Source organism: Klebsiella sp. 1SOBk10mer (assembly GCF_046602535.1).
GTDB lineage: Bacteria > Pseudomonadota > Gammaproteobacteria > Enterobacterales > Enterobacteriaceae > Klebsiella > Klebsiella quasipneumoniae.
This window is the reverse complement of the sequence record NZ_JBKIUP010000005.1, coordinates 223,084-239,421: the sequence shown is the minus strand read 5'-3', so window position 1 is coordinate 239,421 and position 16,338 is coordinate 223,084. Positions and strand designations below refer to the sequence as shown.

Sequence of the window (16,338 nt, the reverse complement as noted above, 5' to 3'; positions counted from 1 at the left end):
CAGCAGTGTATCATTTCGTTTAACGCTACAGTTTGAACGGAATAACCATGAATACCTTACGAATCGGCTTAGTTTCCATTTCCGATCGCGCCTCCAGCGGCGTCTATCAGGACAAAGGCATCCCGGCACTGGAAGAGTGGCTGGCGCGTGCCCTCACTACCCCTTTTGAACTGCAGACTCGCCTGATTCCGGATGAGCAGGTCATTATTGAGCAAACGCTGTGCGAACTGGTTGACGAGATGGGGTGCCACCTGGTGCTGACCACCGGCGGAACCGGCCCTGCGCGTCGCGATGTGACGCCCGACGCCACGCTGGCGATTGCCGATCGCGAGATGCCGGGCTTCGGCGAGCAAATGCGCCAGGTTAGCCTACACTTTGTGCCGACGGCGATCCTTTCCCGGCAGGTCGGGGTGATCCGCAAGCAGGCGCTGATCCTCAATCTACCCGGACAACCGAAAGCGATTCAGGAGACCCTGGAAGGGGTGAAAGATGCTGACGGCAACGTGCTGGTGCACGGTATTTTCGCAAGTGTACCTTATTGTGTACAGTTGCTGGAGGGGCCTTATGTGGAAACCGATGGCCGTGTGGTAGAAGCATTTCGTCCAAAAAGCGCCAGACGCGAAACTTTATCCTGAATTTGATGCATTTGTGACATAACCTGCATCGCTGATGGTGTGCCGTTTTATTTACGATATAGTGCTGTTTACTTTACACACTATAAAATACGCTGCACACCTCAGGATGAAATCGCGTTATGTCATATGCAAACCGACCGCTCAACCGCCAGGATTATAAAACGCTAACGCTGGCCGCCCTTGGCGGCGCGCTGGAGTTTTATGACTTTATCATCTTCGTTTTCTTCGCCGCCGTCGTCGGCGAGCTCTTCTTCCCCGCGGATATTCCGGAATGGCTGCGCCAGGTACAGACCTTTGGCATTTTCGCCGCCGGTTACCTGGCGCGTCCGCTGGGGGGGATCATCATGGCCCACTTTGGCGATCTGGTAGGGCGTAAAAAAATGTTTACCCTCAGCATTCTGCTGATGGCGGTGCCGACCCTGGCGATTGGTCTGCTGCCGACCTACAGCTCGGTGGGTATCGTCGCGCCGCTGCTGTTGCTGCTGATGCGTATTCTGCAGGGGGCGGCGATCGGCGGCGAGGTGCCTGGCGCCTGGGTGTTTGTCGCCGAGCATGTTCCGGAAAAACGCATTGGTATCGCCTGCGGCACGCTGACGGCCGGCCTGACCGTAGGCATCCTGCTGGGATCGGTGGTGGCGACGCTTATCAACACCAGCCTGACGCCGCAGGGGATCCACGACGGCGGCTGGCGGATCCCCTTCCTGCTGGGGGGCGTATTTGGCCTGGTGGCGATGTATCTGCGCCGCTGGCTGCAGGAGACGCCGATTTTTCTTGAGATGCAGCAGCGCAAAGCGCTGGCGCAGGAACTGCCGGTAAAGGCGGTCGTCCTCAAGCACCAGAAGGCGGTGGCGGTCTCTATGCTGCTGACCTGGCTGCTGTCGGCAGGCGTGGTGGTGGTGATCCTGATGTCGCCGGTCTGGCTACAGAAACACTATGGCTTCGCCCCGGCGATGACCCTGCAGGCCAACAGCATTGCCACGATTATGTTGTGCATCGGCTGTCTGCTCGCCGGGCTGGCGGCGGACCGCTTCGGCGCCAGCCGCACCTTTATCGTCGGCAGCCTGCTGCTGGCGGTTGCCAGCTGGGCATTTTATCACCTGTCCGGCGCCAGCCCGCAGCGGCTGTTTCTGCTGTACGGTACGGTGGGACTCTGCGTGGGCGTGGTGGGGGCGGTGCCTTATGTCATGGTGCGGGCCTTCCCGGCGGAAGTGCGCTTCACCGGCATTTCCTTTTCCTACAATCTGTCGTACGCGATTTTTGGCGGCCTGACGCCGATTGCCGTCACGATGCTGATGGGGGTGTCGCCGATGGCCCCGGCCTGGTATGTGCTGGCCTTGTCGCTGATGGGCTTGGGATTAGGTATCTGGCTGCGTCAGGGGCTGACGGCGGCGAGGTTGCCGGAAGGGGAGCTGCAGCGCTAAGCAGGTTTGCCGATGATGACCAGCCGCCGCCCTGTCATAGGGCGGCGGCGGAAGATTAACGCGGTTCGCCGATCGGCAACACGGTGCGGCCGAACTGCTCGTTCAGCACTTCGCCCATCGCCAGGTAAATGGCGCTGGCGCCGCAGATCAGGCCGATCCAGCCGGCTACTTTCACGATGCCTTCGTTATCTACCAGATGCCCAATCGCCAGCAGCGCGAACAGCACCGTCAGGCTCAGGAACACGAACTGCAGCATACGTGCGGCTTTCAGTGTGCCGAAGAACATGAACAACGTAAAAATACCCCACAGGCCGAGATACATGCCGAGGAAGTGCGCGTTCGGCGCATCAGCCAGGCCCATTTTCGGCATCAGAAGGATAGCAACCAGCGTCAGCCAGAAGCTGCCGTAGGAGGTAAAAGCGGTCAAGCCAAAGGTGTTGCCTTTTTTGTATTCCAGCAGGCCGGCAAAAATTTGCGCAATGCCACCGTAAAAAATGCCCATCGCCAGGATAGCTACATCGAATGCGAAGAGGCCGCTATTCGCCAGATTAAGCAGAATAGTGGTCATGCCGAAGCCCATAAGGCCCAGCGGTGCCGGATTAGCCAACTTAGTGTTGCCCATAATTCCTCAAAATTATCATTAAAAGGGAAGCATTACCCCGCGACTTGGCGGCGGGGCGCGGCATAATAATGAGGCGCGTAAAGGCTGTCTATGATCTGGCGGGGTATTTTTCACCAATTTCAGTTGCGCCCGACGACGAGTGGAGCATTTGTCGTAAACAGGCAATTTGCAGGACCGCGGGGATGGTGACCCGATAAGCGCTGCCGCTCACCGCTTTCACGCTGTTCAGCGCGGCGCCAAGCGGCCCCCCCAGCCCGGCGCCGCGTACCAGGCCATGACCGATGACGCTCACGGCGGCGTGCGTGCGCAGGATGGCGGTTAACCGCTCATCCAGTAGCAGGGCAACGCCTTCACTCAGCTTGCGGCGTCTCAACAGATGGGGCAGCAGGCTTTCCAGCTCAAGACTCCGGCACTCCACCGCGGCGAGAAACTGCGTTTTTTGTTCCGCATCCAGCTTATTCCAGCTGTGCTGCAGAAAATGCGTCAACAACTGTTGCTCGATCTGCGGCGTCGTCATCTGTTTATCGACCTTTGCCTTCAGCCTCTTACACACATCCAGCAGGATGGCGCGATAAAATTTGCCATGGCGGCGCAGCGTATTGGCGATGCTGTCGCCGCCGAAATGCTGTAGCTCGCCGGCGATCAACTGCCAGTTGCGGCGATAGCGATCCGGGTGGCCCTCCATAGACAGAAAGGTTTCGTTGCGCAGCAGCGTACTGGAGAGACGGGGTTTGCCATTTTCCCCGTGGGTCAGAATACGGGTAAACGCTTCCAGATGCGCCTCGCTGCACTCAGGCAGAAAGGCGAGATCGTCATCATCCAGATAATTAATACGCATAACGTTTTCTCTCGGGCAGGGGACGACGTTAGTCGTCGCCGATAATTTTCAGTGAGGCCATATCTGAGGAATTGACCGTGTGGCCTGAGAAGGCGATTTTTTTCACACAGCGCTTGTTGTCGTTATCGCTGTTGAGGGTGATCCAGCCGGTGGTGTTGCCCTCTTTGATCCCGGCGGGCACGTTCAGCGTGTGGCTGGCGCCGTGGCTGGCCTTAAAGTAGACGGTTGCTCCGGAGAGCTGTATATCGCCGCGCTCGGCGCTGAGCTGAATACGTTTGACCACCCGGCAGACGGGGAGCTTCAGCGTCAGATCGTTGGTCTCATTGCGCGGCATGGCGATCACGCCGAGGATCTTATGGTCGTTGGCGGTCGCCGAGGTGATAATTGACACGCTAAGGATAAGCCCCGCTGAAAGCCGGAATAGTGATTTCATTAATCTGTCCCCTGAATAAATAAAGTGCGAGGGCGGGGATCTTATCACTGCGAAAACGGGGCTTTTAGCGCACAAGTATTGCGTTTTATGTCAATGATATTATGAATATATTTGGTTATTTTATTCGTTATTTATATGGATGTTTCGCCATCTTTTTGGCCGCCCGGCAATATCCTTTGCTGAGCCATCGGCGACAGGGGGCGAGGGCGTCGGCTGGTCCCCGGCAAAAAATTTTTCTACTTGCCCCTTGATGCCGGGGTGGGCGACCCCATCTTGTAGTCAACCGCAGTGAAGAACCTGAAAAAAAATGATGTCTGGGCAGTTGAAACCGCAGGTTTCGCCCTTATTACAGGTTCACAACCACATGTTGATCGAATTTTTAGTGGAGACGTTTAGATGGGTAAAATTATTGGTATCGACCTGGGTACTACCAACTCTTGTGTAGCGATTATGGATGGCACTACTGCACGCGTGCTGGAGAACGCCGAAGGCGATCGCACCACGCCTTCTATCATTGCCTATACCCAGGATGGTGAAACTCTGGTTGGTCAGCCGGCTAAACGTCAGGCAGTGACAAACCCGCAAAACACCCTGTTTGCGATTAAACGCCTGATTGGCCGCCGCTTCCAGGACGAAGAAGTTCAGCGTGACGTTTCTATCATGCCATACAAAATTGTTGCCGCAGACAATGGCGACGCATGGCTGGATGTGAAAGGCACCAAAACTGCACCGCCGCAGATCTCTGCTGAAGTGCTGAAAAAAATGAAGAAAACGGCTGAAGATTACCTGGGTGAACCGGTAACTGAAGCGGTTATCACCGTACCGGCTTACTTCAACGATGCGCAACGTCAGGCCACCAAAGATGCTGGCCGTATCGCCGGTCTGGAAGTCAAACGTATCATCAACGAACCGACCGCGGCCGCGCTGGCGTACGGTCTGGATAAAGAAGTGGGCAACCGTACTATCGCGGTTTACGACCTCGGTGGTGGTACTTTCGATATCTCTATTATCGAAATCGACGAAGTGGATGGCGAAAAAACCTTCGAAGTACTGGCGACCAACGGTGACACCCACCTGGGCGGCGAGGACTTCGATACCCGTCTGATCAACTACCTCGTTGATGAATTTAAGAAAGATCAGGGCATTGACCTGCGTAACGACCCGCTGGCGATGCAGCGTCTGAAAGAAGCCGCTGAGAAAGCGAAGATTGAACTGTCTTCTGCTCAGCAGACCGACGTTAACCTGCCGTACATCACTGCAGATGCGACCGGTCCGAAACATATGAACATCAAAGTGACTCGCGCGAAACTGGAAAGCCTGGTAGAAGACCTGGTTAACCGTTCCATCGAGCCGCTGAAAGTAGCCCTGCAGGATGCCGGTCTGTCCGTTTCCGATATCAACGACGTGATCCTCGTTGGTGGTCAGACTCGTATGCCGATGGTGCAGAAGAAAGTGGCCGAGTTCTTTGGTAAAGAACCGCGTAAAGACGTTAACCCGGATGAAGCCGTGGCGATCGGTGCTGCCGTTCAGGGCGGTGTACTGACTGGTGATGTGAAAGACGTTCTGCTGCTCGACGTGACCCCGCTGTCGCTGGGTATCGAAACCATGGGCGGCGTGATGACTGCGCTGATCAGCAAAAACACCACCATCCCGACCAAGCACAGCCAGGTGTTCTCTACCGCTGAAGACAACCAGTCTGCGGTCACCATCCATGTGCTGCAGGGTGAGCGTAAACGCGCGTCTGATAACAAATCTCTGGGTCAGTTCAACCTGGATGGTATCAACCCGGCGCCGCGCGGCATGCCGCAGATCGAAGTGACCTTTGACATCGATGCTGACGGTATCCTGCACGTCTCCGCGAAAGACAAAAACAGCGGTAAAGAGCAGAAGATCACCATCAAAGCGTCTTCCGGTCTGAATGAAGAAGAAATTCAGAAAATGGTTCGCGAAGCGGAAGCTAACGCCGAATCTGACCGTAAGTTCGAAGAGCTGGTACAGACCCGCAACCAGGGCGACCATCTGCTGCACAGCACTCGCAAGCAGGTTGAAGAAGCAGGCGATAAACTGCCGGCTGACGACAAAACTGCCATTGAGTCTGCGCTGACCGCGCTGGAAACTTCGCTGAAAGGTGAAGACAAAGCGGACATCGAAGCGAAAATGCAGGCGCTGGCGCAGGCTTCCCAGAAGCTGATGGAAATCGCCCAGCAGCAGCATGCTCAGCAGCAGGCGGGTTCCGCTGACGCTCAGGCGAGCAACGCGAAAGACGACGATGTTGTCGACGCTGAGTTCGAAGAAGTGAAAGATAAAAAATAATCGCCCTTTGAACGGGTAAAACACTGGCACGGGCGAAGAGGTTTCCTCTCCGCCCGTGCACGCATGTTAAGGGGCTGAAAAACACCGATGGCAAAGCAAGATTACTACGAGATTTTAGGCGTCTCCAAAACAGCGGAAGAGCGTGAAATCAAAAAGGCTTATAAGCGCCTGGCCATGAAGTATCACCCGGACCGCAATCAGGGTGATAAAGAGGCCGAAGCCAAATTTAAAGAAATCAAAGAAGCGTATGAAATCCTGACTGATGCCCAGAAGCGTGCGGCCTACGATCAGTACGGCCACGCGGCCTTTGAGCAGGGCGGCATGGGCGGCGGCGGCGGTTTTGGCGGCGGTGCGGACTTCAGCGATATCTTTGGCGATGTTTTCGGCGATATCTTTGGCGGCGGACGTGGCCGGCAGCGCGCGGCGCGCGGCGCCGATCTCCGTTACAACATGGAGCTGACGCTGGAAGAAGCGGTACGTGGCGTCACCAAAGAGATCCGTATTCCGACGCTGGAAGAGTGCGACGTCTGCCACGGCAGCGGCGCCAAAGCTGGCAGCAAACCGCAAACCTGTCCGACCTGTCATGGCGCAGGCCAGGTCCAGATGCGTCAGGGCTTCTTTGCGGTACAGCAGACCTGTCCGCACTGTCAGGGACGCGGTACGCTGATTAAAGATCCGTGCAATAAATGTCATGGTCACGGCCGCGTTGAGAAGACCAAAACCCTGTCGGTTAAAATCCCGGCAGGCGTGGATACCGGCGACCGGATCCGTCTGGCGGGCGAAGGTGAAGCCGGCGAGCATGGCGCACCGGCAGGCGATCTGTACGTTCAGGTCCAGGTGAAGCAGCACGCTATCTTTGAGCGTGAAGGCAATAACCTGTACTGCGAAGTGCCGATCAACTTCACCATGGCAGCGCTGGGCGGCGAGATTGAGGTCCCGACGCTCGACGGCCGCGTCAATCTCAAGATTCCGGGCGAAACCCAGACCGGCAAACTGTTCCGCATGCGCGGCAAAGGCGTGAAATCCGTTCGCGGCGGCGCGCAGGGCGATCTGCTGTGCCGGGTGGTGGTGGAGACGCCGGTGGGGCTGAACGAGAAGCAGAAGCAGCTGCTGAAAGAGCTGCAGGAAAGCTTCGGCGGCCCGACCGGGGAAAACAACAGCCCGCGTTCGAAAAGCTTCTTCGACGGTGTGAAGAAGTTCTTCGACGATTTGACCCGCTAATTCCGCTTTCGCTGACTCCTGGCCCGGGCCTTTGCTGCCCGGGCTTTTTTTGTCTTATCGCTCCTCTTTGATTCGTAAAAATCGAATGTTTACTCAACTTAAATCTGATTTTTTCGAGTTATCAGTTTGTGTATTATGCTTTTATCGAGTTATTCACCAACAGGATGAAAGTAAAAGTGAAACATCTGCAACGATTCTTCAGTAGCGATGCTTCCGGCGGCATTGTCTTAATCATCGCCGCGGTGCTGGCGATGGTCATGGCCAATACCAGCGTGACCAGCGGTCTGTATCACTCCTTCCTTGATACGCCTGTACAGCTGCGGGTGGGGGCGCTGGAGATCAACAAGAATATGCTGCTCTGGATCAATGATGCCCTGATGGCGGTGTTCTTCTTGCTGATTGGCCTCGAGGTCAAACGCGAGCTGATTCAGGGCTCGCTGGCGAGTCGTCGTCAGGCGGTCTTTCCAGTGATTGCCGCGCTCGGCGGGATGATCGTCCCGGCGCTGGTCTATCTGGCCTTTAACGCTCAGGATCCTGTCGCCAGAGAGGGATGGGCGATCCCGGCAGCGACGGATATTGCCTTTGCCCTTGGCGTGCTGGCGCTGTTAGGCAGCCGCGTCCCGACGGCGCTAAAGATTTTCCTGATGGCGCTGGCGATCATTGATGACCTGGGGGCTATCGTGATTATCGCGCTGTTTTATACCCACGACCTGTCAATGCTCTCGCTGGGCGTGGCGGCGGCGGCGATTGCGGTGCTGGTGGCCCTGAATCTGAGCGGCGTGCGGCGCACTGGGATCTATATTCTGGTCGGCGCGGTACTGTGGACGGCGGTGCTGAAGTCCGGCGTTCACGCGACGCTTGCCGGGGTCATCGTCGGCTTTATGATTCCGTTACAGGAAAAGCAGGGTAAATCCCCGGCCAAAGCGCTTGAGCATGTCCTGCACCCGTGGGTCGCGTTTATGATCCTACCGCTGTTTGCCTTTGCCAACGCGGGTGTCTCGTTGCAGGGGGTCACACTTGATGGACTGACGTCGCTGCTGCCTCTGGGCATCATGGCCGGCCTGTTTATCGGTAAGCCGCTGGGGATCAGCCTGTTCTGCTGGCTGGCCCTGAAGCTGAAGTGGGCCTCGCTGCCGGAGGGGACCACCTGCGGGCAGATTATGGCGGTGGGTATCCTGTGCGGGATTGGCTTTACGATGTCGATTTTTATCGCCAGTCTCGCCTTTGGCAACGTGGATCCCGCGTTGATCAACTGGGCCAAGCTTGGCATCTTGATCGGCTCAGTGTTATCGGCCGTCACCGGATACCTCATACTGCGTCAGCGCGCGACGGATACTCGCCTCGCGGTATAACCTTTCTGCGGAGGGCCTCTCCGGCCCTCCAGGACATTATCAGGGAGAGAAGCATGTCACATATCAACTACAACCATCTGTACTACTTCTGGCACGTCTATAAAGAAGGATCTGTCGTGGGCGCGGCGGAGGCGCTGTTTCTGACGCCGCAGACCATTACCGGGCAGATCAAAGCGCTGGAGGAGCGTCTGCAGGGTAAATTATTCAAGCGCAAGGGAAGAGGGCTGGAGCCGAGCGAGCTCGGGGAGTTGGTCTTCCGCTATGCCGACCGGATGTTTACCCTGAGCCAGGAGATGCTCGACATCGTCAACTATCGCAAAGAGTCTAATCTGCTGTTTGACGTCGGCGTGGCCGATGCGCTCTCGAAGCGGCTGGTCAGCGGCGTGCTGGATGCCGCCGTTGTCGAAAGCGAGCAGATTCATCTGCGCTGTTTTGAATCCACCCATGAGCTGCTGCTGGAGCAGTTGAGCCAGCATAAGCTCGATATGATTATCTCTGACTGCCCGATCGACTCGACGCAGCAGGAAGGGCTGTTTTCGGTGAAGATTGGCGAGTGTAGCGTCAGCTTCTGGTGTATGAACCCGGCGCCGACGAAGCCGTTCCCGGCTTGTCTCGAAGAGCGACGGCTGCTAATCCCCGGCCGACGATCGATGCTGGGACGTAAGCTGCTGAACTGGATTAATGTGCAGGGTCTGAAGGTGGAGATTCTCGGCGAGTTTGACGACGCGGCGCTCATGAAAGCCTTTGGCGCTGCGCATAATGCGATATTTGTCGCGCCGACGCTCTACGCGCATGATTTCTATCATGACGAATCGATTGTCGAAATTGGCCGCATGGATAGTGTGATGGAGGAGTATCACGCTATTTTCGCCGAACGGATGATTCAGCATCCGGCGGTACAGCGCATCTGCAATCGCGATTATTCGTCGCTGTTTACTGAACCGAGATAGCCGGAAAGCGTGGCTGGCGTGGCTCAGGTCGCGCCAGGGCGGGGAAGATGACAGGCATAAAAAAACCCGCTTTCGCGGGTTTTTTCACAAAGCGACAACAAGCAGCGATTAAGCCAGTTTGTTGATCTGAGCGGTCAGGTTAGCCTTATGACGCGCAGCTTTGTTTTTGTGGATCAGACCTTTAGCAGCCTGACGGTCCACGATCGGTTGCATTTCGTTAAATGCTTTTTGTGCAGCAGCTTTGTCGCCAGCTTCGATAGCTGCGTATACTTTCTTGATGAAAGTACGCATCATAGAGCGACGGCTAGCGTTGTGCTTGCGAGCCTTTTCAGACTGAACGGCGCGCTTCTTAGCTGATTTGATATTAGCCAAGGTCCAACTCCCAAATGTGTTCTATATGGACAATTCAAAGGCCGAGGAATATGCCCGTTTAGCCTTCTTTTGTCAATGGATTTGTGCAAATAAGCGCCGTTTAACACCACAGCGCTTCATTACGTAGTGATGGCGCAAGATTCTACCAGCTTGTTGCAGGCGAATACAGCTTTTCCACCATAAAAATCGCCGGGGGCGGGCGGTTTTCCCGCTTACCCGCGCTGAGTGAATGAATTCCTGAGAACTTTCGTTGCCGAGGAGCAATCGCTGGTTAACGTTGACAGTTGTACAAGGTATACTCGGACGATTTTCACTGTTTTGAGCCAGACATGAAGCTGATACGCGGCATACATAATCTCAGTCAGGCCCCGCACGGGTGCGTGCTGACCATTGGCAATTTTGACGGCGTGCATCGTGGGCATCAGGCGCTGCTGCAGCGATTGCGCGAAGAGGGCCGCCAGCGCGGTTTACCGGTGGTGGTGATGATTTTCGAACCCCAGCCGCTCGAGCTTTTTGCCGCCGATAAAGCCCCGGCGCGGTTGACCCGCCTGCGTGAAAAGCTGAGCTATCTGGCTGAAAGCGGGGTCGACTATGTGCTGTGCGTTCGCTTCGACCGCCGGTTCGCCGCGCTGACGGCGCAGGATTTTATCAGTGAACTGCTGGTGCGCCGCCTGGGCGTGCAGTTCCTTGCCGTCGGTGACGATTTCCGCTTTGGCGCTGGTCGCCAGGGGGATTTCTTGTTATTACAAAAGGCGGGGGCGGAATACGGCTTCGACGTCACCAGCACCCAAACCTTCTGCGAAGGCGGGGTACGGATCAGCAGCACGGCGGTGCGTCAGGCGCTGGCCGATGACGATCTTCTTCTTGCGGAGACGCTGCTCGGCCATCCGTTTAGCATTTCCGGACGCGTCGTGCATGGCGACGAACTGGGCCGTACCATAGGTTTTCCGACGGCGAACTTACCGCTGCGTCGTCAGGTTTCCCCGGTTAAAGGGGTCTATGCGGTAGAAGTGACAGGTCTGGGCGACAAACCGATCGCCGGTGTCGCCAATATTGGCACCCGTCCAACGGTAGCGGGCGTGCGTCAGCAGCTCGAAGTGCATCTGTTGGACGTTGTAATGGACCTCTACGGTCGCCATATCAATGTAGTACTGCGTAAAAAGATACGTAATGAGCAGCGGTTTGCGTCGCTGGACGAGCTGAAGGCGCAAATCGCACGTGATGAGTTAACGGCCCGCGAATTATTTGGGCTGACCAGCCAGGCCTGAGCCACTGGTGTTTATCAAACCGAAATACGGAACCGAGAATCTGATGAGTGACTATAAATCGACCCTGAATTTGCCGGAAACAGGGTTCCCTATGCGTGGCGACCTCGCCAAACGCGAACCGGGAATGCTGGCGCGTTGGACCGATGATGACCTGTACGGCATCATTCGTGCAGCCAAAAAAGGCAAAAAAACCTTCATTCTGCATGATGGCCCTCCTTATGCGAATGGCAGCATTCATATTGGTCACTCGGTAAACAAGATTCTGAAAGACATTATCGTTAAGTCCAAAGGACTGACGGGCTATGACTCGCCTTACGTTCCGGGCTGGGACTGCCACGGTCTGCCGATCGAGCTGAAAGTAGAGCAGGAATACGGCAAGCCGGGTGAGAAGTTCACCGCAGCAGAATTCCGCGCCAAGTGCCGCGAATATGCCGCCGAGCAGATCGACGGCCAGCGTAAAGACTTTATTCGCCTCGGCGTGCTGGGCGACTGGTCGCATCCGTACCTGACCATGGACTTCAAAACCGAAGCCAATATCATTCGCGCGCTGGGCAAAATCATCGGCAACGGCCATCTGCATAAAGGCGCCAAGCCGGTGCACTGGTGCGTAGACTGCCGTTCCGCGCTGGCGGAAGCGGAAGTGGAGTATTACGACAAGACTTCCCCATCCATCGACGTGGCGTTCCACGCGGTAGATAAAGCCGCGGTGCTGGCGAAATTCGGCGTCGCCGACGTCAACGGCCCGGTGTCGCTGGTTATCTGGACCACCACTCCGTGGACCCTGCCGGCTAACCGTGCCATCTCCCTGTCGCCGGAGTTCGACTATGCGCTGGTGCAGGTTGACGGTCAGGCGCTGATCCTGGCGAAAGACCTGGTCGAGAGCGTGATGAAGCGCGTTGGCGCGGCCGATTACACCATCCTGGCGGCGGTGAACGGCGCCGAGCTTGAACTGATGCGTTTCCAGCATCCGTTCCTGGATTTCGACGTGCCGGCGATCCTTGGCGACCACGTGACGCTGGATGCCGGTACCGGCGCGGTGCATACCGCCGGCGGCCACGGTCCGGACGACTACACGATCAGCCAGAAATACGGTCTGGAAATCGCTAACCCGGTTGGCCCGGACGGAGCTTATCTGCCAGGCACCTATCCGTCCCTGGACGGTATCAACGTCTTCAAAGCCAACGATATCATCGTTGAGATGCTGCGTGAGCGCGGCGCGCTGCTGCATGTGGAAAAAATGCAGCACAGCTATCCGTGCTGCTGGCGCCACAAGTCGCCGATCATCTTCCGCGCCACCCCGCAGTGGTTCGTGAGCATGGATCAGAAAGGTCTGCGCGCGCAGTCGCTGAAAGAGATCAAAGGCGTGCAGTGGATCCCGGACTGGGGCCAGGCGCGTATCGAATCGATGGTCGCCAACCGTCCTGACTGGTGTATCTCCCGTCAGCGTACCTGGGGCGTGCCGATGTCGCTGTTCGTGCATAAAGAAACCCACGAACTGCACCCGCGTACCCTTGAGTTGATGGAAGAAGTCGCGAAGCGTGTTGAAGTCGACGGCATCCAGGCGTGGTGGGATCTCGATTCCCGCGACATCCTTGGCGATGACGCTGACAGCTACGAGAAAGTGCCGGATACCCTCGACGTCTGGTTTGACTCCGGATCGACCCACTCTTCCGTGGTTGACGTGCGTCCGGAATTCGCCGGTCACGCCGCCGATATGTATCTGGAAGGCTCCGACCAGCATCGTGGCTGGTTCATGTCCTCGCTGATGATTTCCACGGCGATGAAAGGCAAAGCGCCCTATCGTCAGGTACTGACCCACGGCTTCACCGTCGATGGTCAGGGGCGCAAAATGTCCAAGTCTATCGGCAACACCGTTAGCCCGCAGGACGTGATGAACAAGTTGGGCGCCGACATCCTGCGACTGTGGGTGGCTTCCACCGACTACACCGGCGAAATGGCGGTCTCTGACGAGATCCTCAAACGCGCCGCGGACAGCTATCGTCGTATCCGTAACACCGCGCGCTTCCTGCTGGCGAACCTGAACGGTTTCGATCCGGCAAAAGACATGGTCAAACCGGAAGAGATGGTGGTGCTGGATCGCTGGGCGGTCGGCTGCGCGCAGGCGGCACAGGAAGATATCCTGAAAGCCTACGAATCCTACGACTTCCACGAAGTGGTGCAGCGCCTGATGCGCTTCTGCTCCATTGAGATGGGCTCGTTCTACCTCGACATCATCAAAGACCGCCAGTACACCGCTAAGGCGGACAGCGTGGCGCGTCGCAGCTGCCAGACCGCGCTGTTCCACATCGTGGAAGCGCTGGTGCGCTGGATGGCGCCGATCATGTCCTTCACTGCGGACGAAATCTGGGGTTACCTGCCGGGCGAGCGTGAGAAATACGTCTTTACCGGCGAATGGTATCAGGGTCTCTTCGGCCTGGCCGACGACGAAGCGATGAATGACGGCTTCTGGGATGAGCTGCTGAAAGTCCGTGGCGAAGTCAACAAAGTGATCGAGCAGGCGCGTGCGGATAAGAAAGTCGGTGGTTCGCTGGAAGCTGCGGTGACGCTGTATGCTGATGCCGACCTGGCCGCTAAGCTCAACGCACTGGGGGATGAATTGCGATTTGTCCTGTTGACCTCCGGGGCGAACGTCGCAGATTATGCGAGCGCATCTGCTGATGCGCAGCAGAGCGAACTGCTCAAAGGGCTGAAAGTCGCATTGAGTAAAGCTGAAGGTGAGAAATGCCCGCGCTGCTGGCATTACACCACCGATATCGGCAAGGTGGCGGAACACGCGGAAATCTGCGGACGCTGTGTGAGCAACGTCGCCGGTGACGGCGAGCAACGTAAATTCGCCTGATGAGTAAATCGATCTGTTCAACGGGGCTACGCTGGCTGTGGGTGGTCGTAGCCGTGCTGATTATCGATCTGGGCAGCAAATTCCTGATCCTCCAGAACTTCGCTCTGGGGGAGACGGTTCCGCTGTTCCCGTCGCTTAATCTGCATTATGCCCGCAACTATGGCGCGGCCTTTAGCTTCCTCGCCGACAGCGGCGGCTGGCAGCGCTGGTTCTTTTCCGGGATCGCAATCGGCATTTGCGTGGTGCTGACGGTGCTGATGTACCGTTCGAAGGCGACGCAAAAGCTGAACAATATTGCCTACGCCCTGATTATTGGCGGCGCGCTGGGCAACTTGTTCGATCGCCTGTGGCACGGCTTTGTGGTCGATATGATCGACTTCTACGTCGGCGACTGGCACTTCGCCACTTTCAACCTCGCCGATAGCGCTATCTGCATCGGCGCGGCGATGATTGTGCTGGAAGGCTTCTTGCCGAAACCGACCGCAAAAGAGCAGGTGTAAATGTTAATGCCGGGTGGCGCCACGCCTGCCCGGCCTACAGAATGTGTGGTCTCCCGTCGCCCGGTAAGCGTAGCGCCTCCGGGCAACAGGTGACCTAAAACAAGCGAGCAATTTGCATGTCTAAATCCGTACAGAGCAACAGCGCGGTTCTCGTTCACTTCACGCTGAAGCTGGACGATGGATCCACCGCCGAGTCCACCCGTAACAATGGCAAACCGGCGCTGTTTCGCCTCGGCGACACCTCCCTGTCTGAAGGGCTGGAGCAACAGCTTCTTGGTCTGAAAGAGGGCGAGAAAAAGGCCTTTTCGCTGGAGCCTGACGCCGCTTTTGGCGTCCCGAGCCCGGACCTGATTCAGTATTTCTCTCGCCGCGAGTTTATCGACGCCGGCGAGCCGGAGATCGGCGCGATTATGCTCTTTACCGCAATGGATGGCAGCGAAATGCCTGGCGTGATCCGTGAAGTGAACGGCGATTCCATCACCGTCGACTTCAACCATCCGCTGGCCGGGCGCACCGTTCATTTTGATATTGAAGTGCTGGAGATCGATCCGGCGCTGGAGGAGTAACATGCAGATCCTGTTGGCTAACCCGCGCGGCTTTTGCGCTGGCGTTGACCGCGCTATCAGCATTGTAGAAAACGCGCTGACGCTGTACGGCGCGCCGATCTATGTTCGTCATGAAGTGGTGCATAACCGCTATGTGGTGGATAGCCTGCGCAAGCGCGGCGCCATATTTATCGAACAGATCAGCGAAGTACCGGACGGCGCGATCCTGATTTTCTCCGCTCACGGCGTATCGCAGGCGGTACGGAATGAAGCGAAGAGCCGCGACCTGACGGTGTTCGACGCCACCTGTCCGCTGGTGACGAAAGTGCATATGGAAGTCGCCCGCGCCAGCCGCCGTGGCGAAGAGTCGATTCTGATCGGCCATGCCGGACACCCGGAAGTCGAAGGCACTATGGGGCAGTACAATAACCCGCAAGGGGGCATGTACCTGGTCGAGTCGCCGGAAGATGTTCTCAAGCTGGAAGTCAAAAACGACGCCCGGCTGTCGTTTATGACCCAGACCACCCTCTCGGTGGACGATACCTCTGATGTGATTGACGCGCTGCGCGCGCGTTTCCCGAAAATCGTCGGCCCGCGCAAAGACGACATTTGCTATGCCACCACTAACCGTCAGGAAGCGGTGCGCGCGCTGGCGGAGCAGGCTGACGTGGTGCTGGTGGTCGGTTCGAAAAACTCCTCCAACTCTAACCGCCTCGCCGAACTGGCGCAGCGGATGGGTAAGGCAGCCTACCTGATTGACGATGCCTCCGATATTCAGGAAGCCTGGGTCAAGGATGCGGCCTGCGTTGGCGTGACGGCGGGCGCATCGGCGCCGGATATTCTGGTGCAGAACGTTATCACCCGGCTGCAGGAGCTGGGCGGTGGCGAAGCGGTGCCGCTGGAAGGCCGAGAAGAGAATATCGTTTTTGAAGTGCCGAAAGAGCTGCGTGTGGATGTCCGTGAAGTAGAGTAAGTTCTTTCCGCCTGCAATATGAGAAGATGCCAGAC

Annotated in this window: 15 protein-coding genes and 1 pseudogene; 12 read left to right on the top strand and 4 right to left on the bottom strand. The window is 57.0% G+C overall.

From position 1 onward, the window contains the following. The first annotated feature begins 47 nt into the window (after positions 1-47). A complete protein-coding gene (gene mog / locus ACLH1I_RS15495; RefSeq protein ID WP_004204229.1) occupies positions 48-635 on the top strand; it encodes a molybdopterin adenylyltransferase in 588 nt (195 codons plus the stop codon). 119 nt (positions 636-754) lie between these two features. Next, positions 755-2,056 (top strand): MFS transporter, encoded by a 1,302-nt coding sequence (locus ACLH1I_RS15490; protein WP_004204230.1) that lies wholly within the window; start codon positions 755-757, stop codon positions 2,054-2,056. Positions 2,057-2,111: 55 nt separating this feature from the next. On the opposite strand, the gene satP is transcribed toward ACLH1I_RS15490, so the two are convergent. From satP to ACLH1I_RS15475, 3 genes are all read right to left on the bottom strand, one after another. Next, on the bottom strand, positions 2,112-2,678 hold the full coding sequence (gene satP / locus ACLH1I_RS15485) for an acetate uptake transporter (RefSeq protein ID WP_004204231.1): 567 nt from the start codon (positions 2,676-2,678) through the stop codon (positions 2,112-2,114). 88 nt (positions 2,679-2,766) lie between these two features. Then, a complete protein-coding gene (gene msyB / locus ACLH1I_RS15480) occupies positions 2,767-3,516 on the bottom strand; it encodes an acidic protein MsyB (protein ID WP_151629137.1) in 750 nt (249 codons plus the stop codon). Between the two features lie 28 nt (positions 3,517-3,544). Then, entirely contained in the window at positions 3,545-3,949 is a 405-nt protein-coding gene (locus ACLH1I_RS15475; protein WP_151629139.1) for a DUF2541 family protein, read from the bottom strand. 396 nt (positions 3,950-4,345) lie between these two features. On the opposite strand from ACLH1I_RS15475, the gene dnaK reads away from it, so the two are divergent. The 4 genes from dnaK to nhaR all read left to right on the top strand — a co-directional run bounded on the left by dnaK (position 4,346) and on the right by nhaR (position 9,785). After that, complete coding sequence (gene dnaK / locus ACLH1I_RS15470) at positions 4,346-6,262, top strand: molecular chaperone DnaK (protein WP_004204234.1); 1,917 nt, start codon at positions 4,346-4,348, stop codon at positions 6,260-6,262. An 87-nt stretch (positions 6,263-6,349) separates the two neighbouring features. Beyond that, on the top strand, positions 6,350-7,483 hold the full coding sequence (dnaJ, locus tag ACLH1I_RS15465) for a molecular chaperone DnaJ (protein WP_002887955.1): 1,134 nt from the start codon (positions 6,350-6,352) through the stop codon (positions 7,481-7,483). Positions 7,484-7,659: 176 nt separating this feature from the next. Continuing rightward, positions 7,660-8,835 (top strand): Na+/H+ antiporter NhaA, encoded by a 1,176-nt coding sequence (nhaA, locus tag ACLH1I_RS15460; RefSeq protein ID WP_017901221.1) that lies wholly within the window; start codon positions 7,660-7,662, stop codon positions 8,833-8,835. A 53-nt stretch (positions 8,836-8,888) separates the two neighbouring features. Next, positions 8,889-9,785 carry a transcriptional activator NhaR gene (gene nhaR, locus ACLH1I_RS15455; RefSeq protein ID WP_002887961.1) on the top strand — a complete coding sequence of 299 codons (897 nt, stop codon included), beginning with the start codon at positions 8,889-8,891 and terminating at the stop codon, positions 9,783-9,785. Positions 9,786-9,893: 108 nt separating this feature from the next. On the opposite strand, the gene rpsT is transcribed toward nhaR, so the two are convergent. After that, positions 9,894-10,157, bottom strand: a complete 264-nt coding sequence (gene rpsT, locus ACLH1I_RS15450) for a 30S ribosomal protein S20 (protein WP_002887965.1) — start codon at positions 10,155-10,157, stop codon at positions 9,894-9,896. Between the two features lie 116 nt (positions 10,158-10,273). Between rpsT and ACLH1I_RS15445 the strand changes: the two are divergent. From ACLH1I_RS15445 to ispH, 6 genes and pseudogenes are all read left to right on the top strand, one after another. Beyond that, positions 10,274-10,479 (top strand): annotated as a pseudogene (locus tag ACLH1I_RS15445) (DUF2575 domain-containing protein); the annotation flags it as partial. Positions 10,480-10,486: 7 nt separating this feature from the next. Further along, entirely contained in the window at positions 10,487-11,425 is a 939-nt protein-coding gene (gene ribF / locus ACLH1I_RS15440; protein WP_004204236.1) for a bifunctional riboflavin kinase/FAD synthetase, read from the top strand. A gap of 43 nt (positions 11,426-11,468) precedes the next feature. Beyond that, a complete protein-coding gene (ileS, locus tag ACLH1I_RS15435) occupies positions 11,469-14,285 on the top strand; it encodes an isoleucine--tRNA ligase (RefSeq protein WP_004204238.1) in 2,817 nt (938 codons plus the stop codon). Further along, the gene (lspA, locus tag ACLH1I_RS15430) at positions 14,285-14,785 is read left to right on the top strand and encodes a signal peptidase II (protein WP_017901219.1); all 501 of its coding nucleotides are present in this window, start codon (positions 14,285-14,287) and stop codon (positions 14,783-14,785) included. The genes ileS and lspA overlap by 1 nt, the downstream gene beginning before the upstream one ends. A 116-nt stretch (positions 14,786-14,901) precedes the next feature. After that, positions 14,902-15,351, top strand: a complete 450-nt coding sequence (gene fkpB / locus ACLH1I_RS15425) for an FKBP-type peptidyl-prolyl cis-trans isomerase (RefSeq protein ID WP_004204241.1) — start codon at positions 14,902-14,904, stop codon at positions 15,349-15,351. A 1-nt stretch (position 15,352) separates the two neighbouring features. Then, a complete protein-coding gene (gene ispH / locus ACLH1I_RS15420) occupies positions 15,353-16,303 on the top strand; it encodes a 4-hydroxy-3-methylbut-2-enyl diphosphate reductase (RefSeq protein ID WP_002887979.1) in 951 nt (316 codons plus the stop codon). The last annotated feature ends 35 nt before the right edge of the window (positions 16,304-16,338 follow it).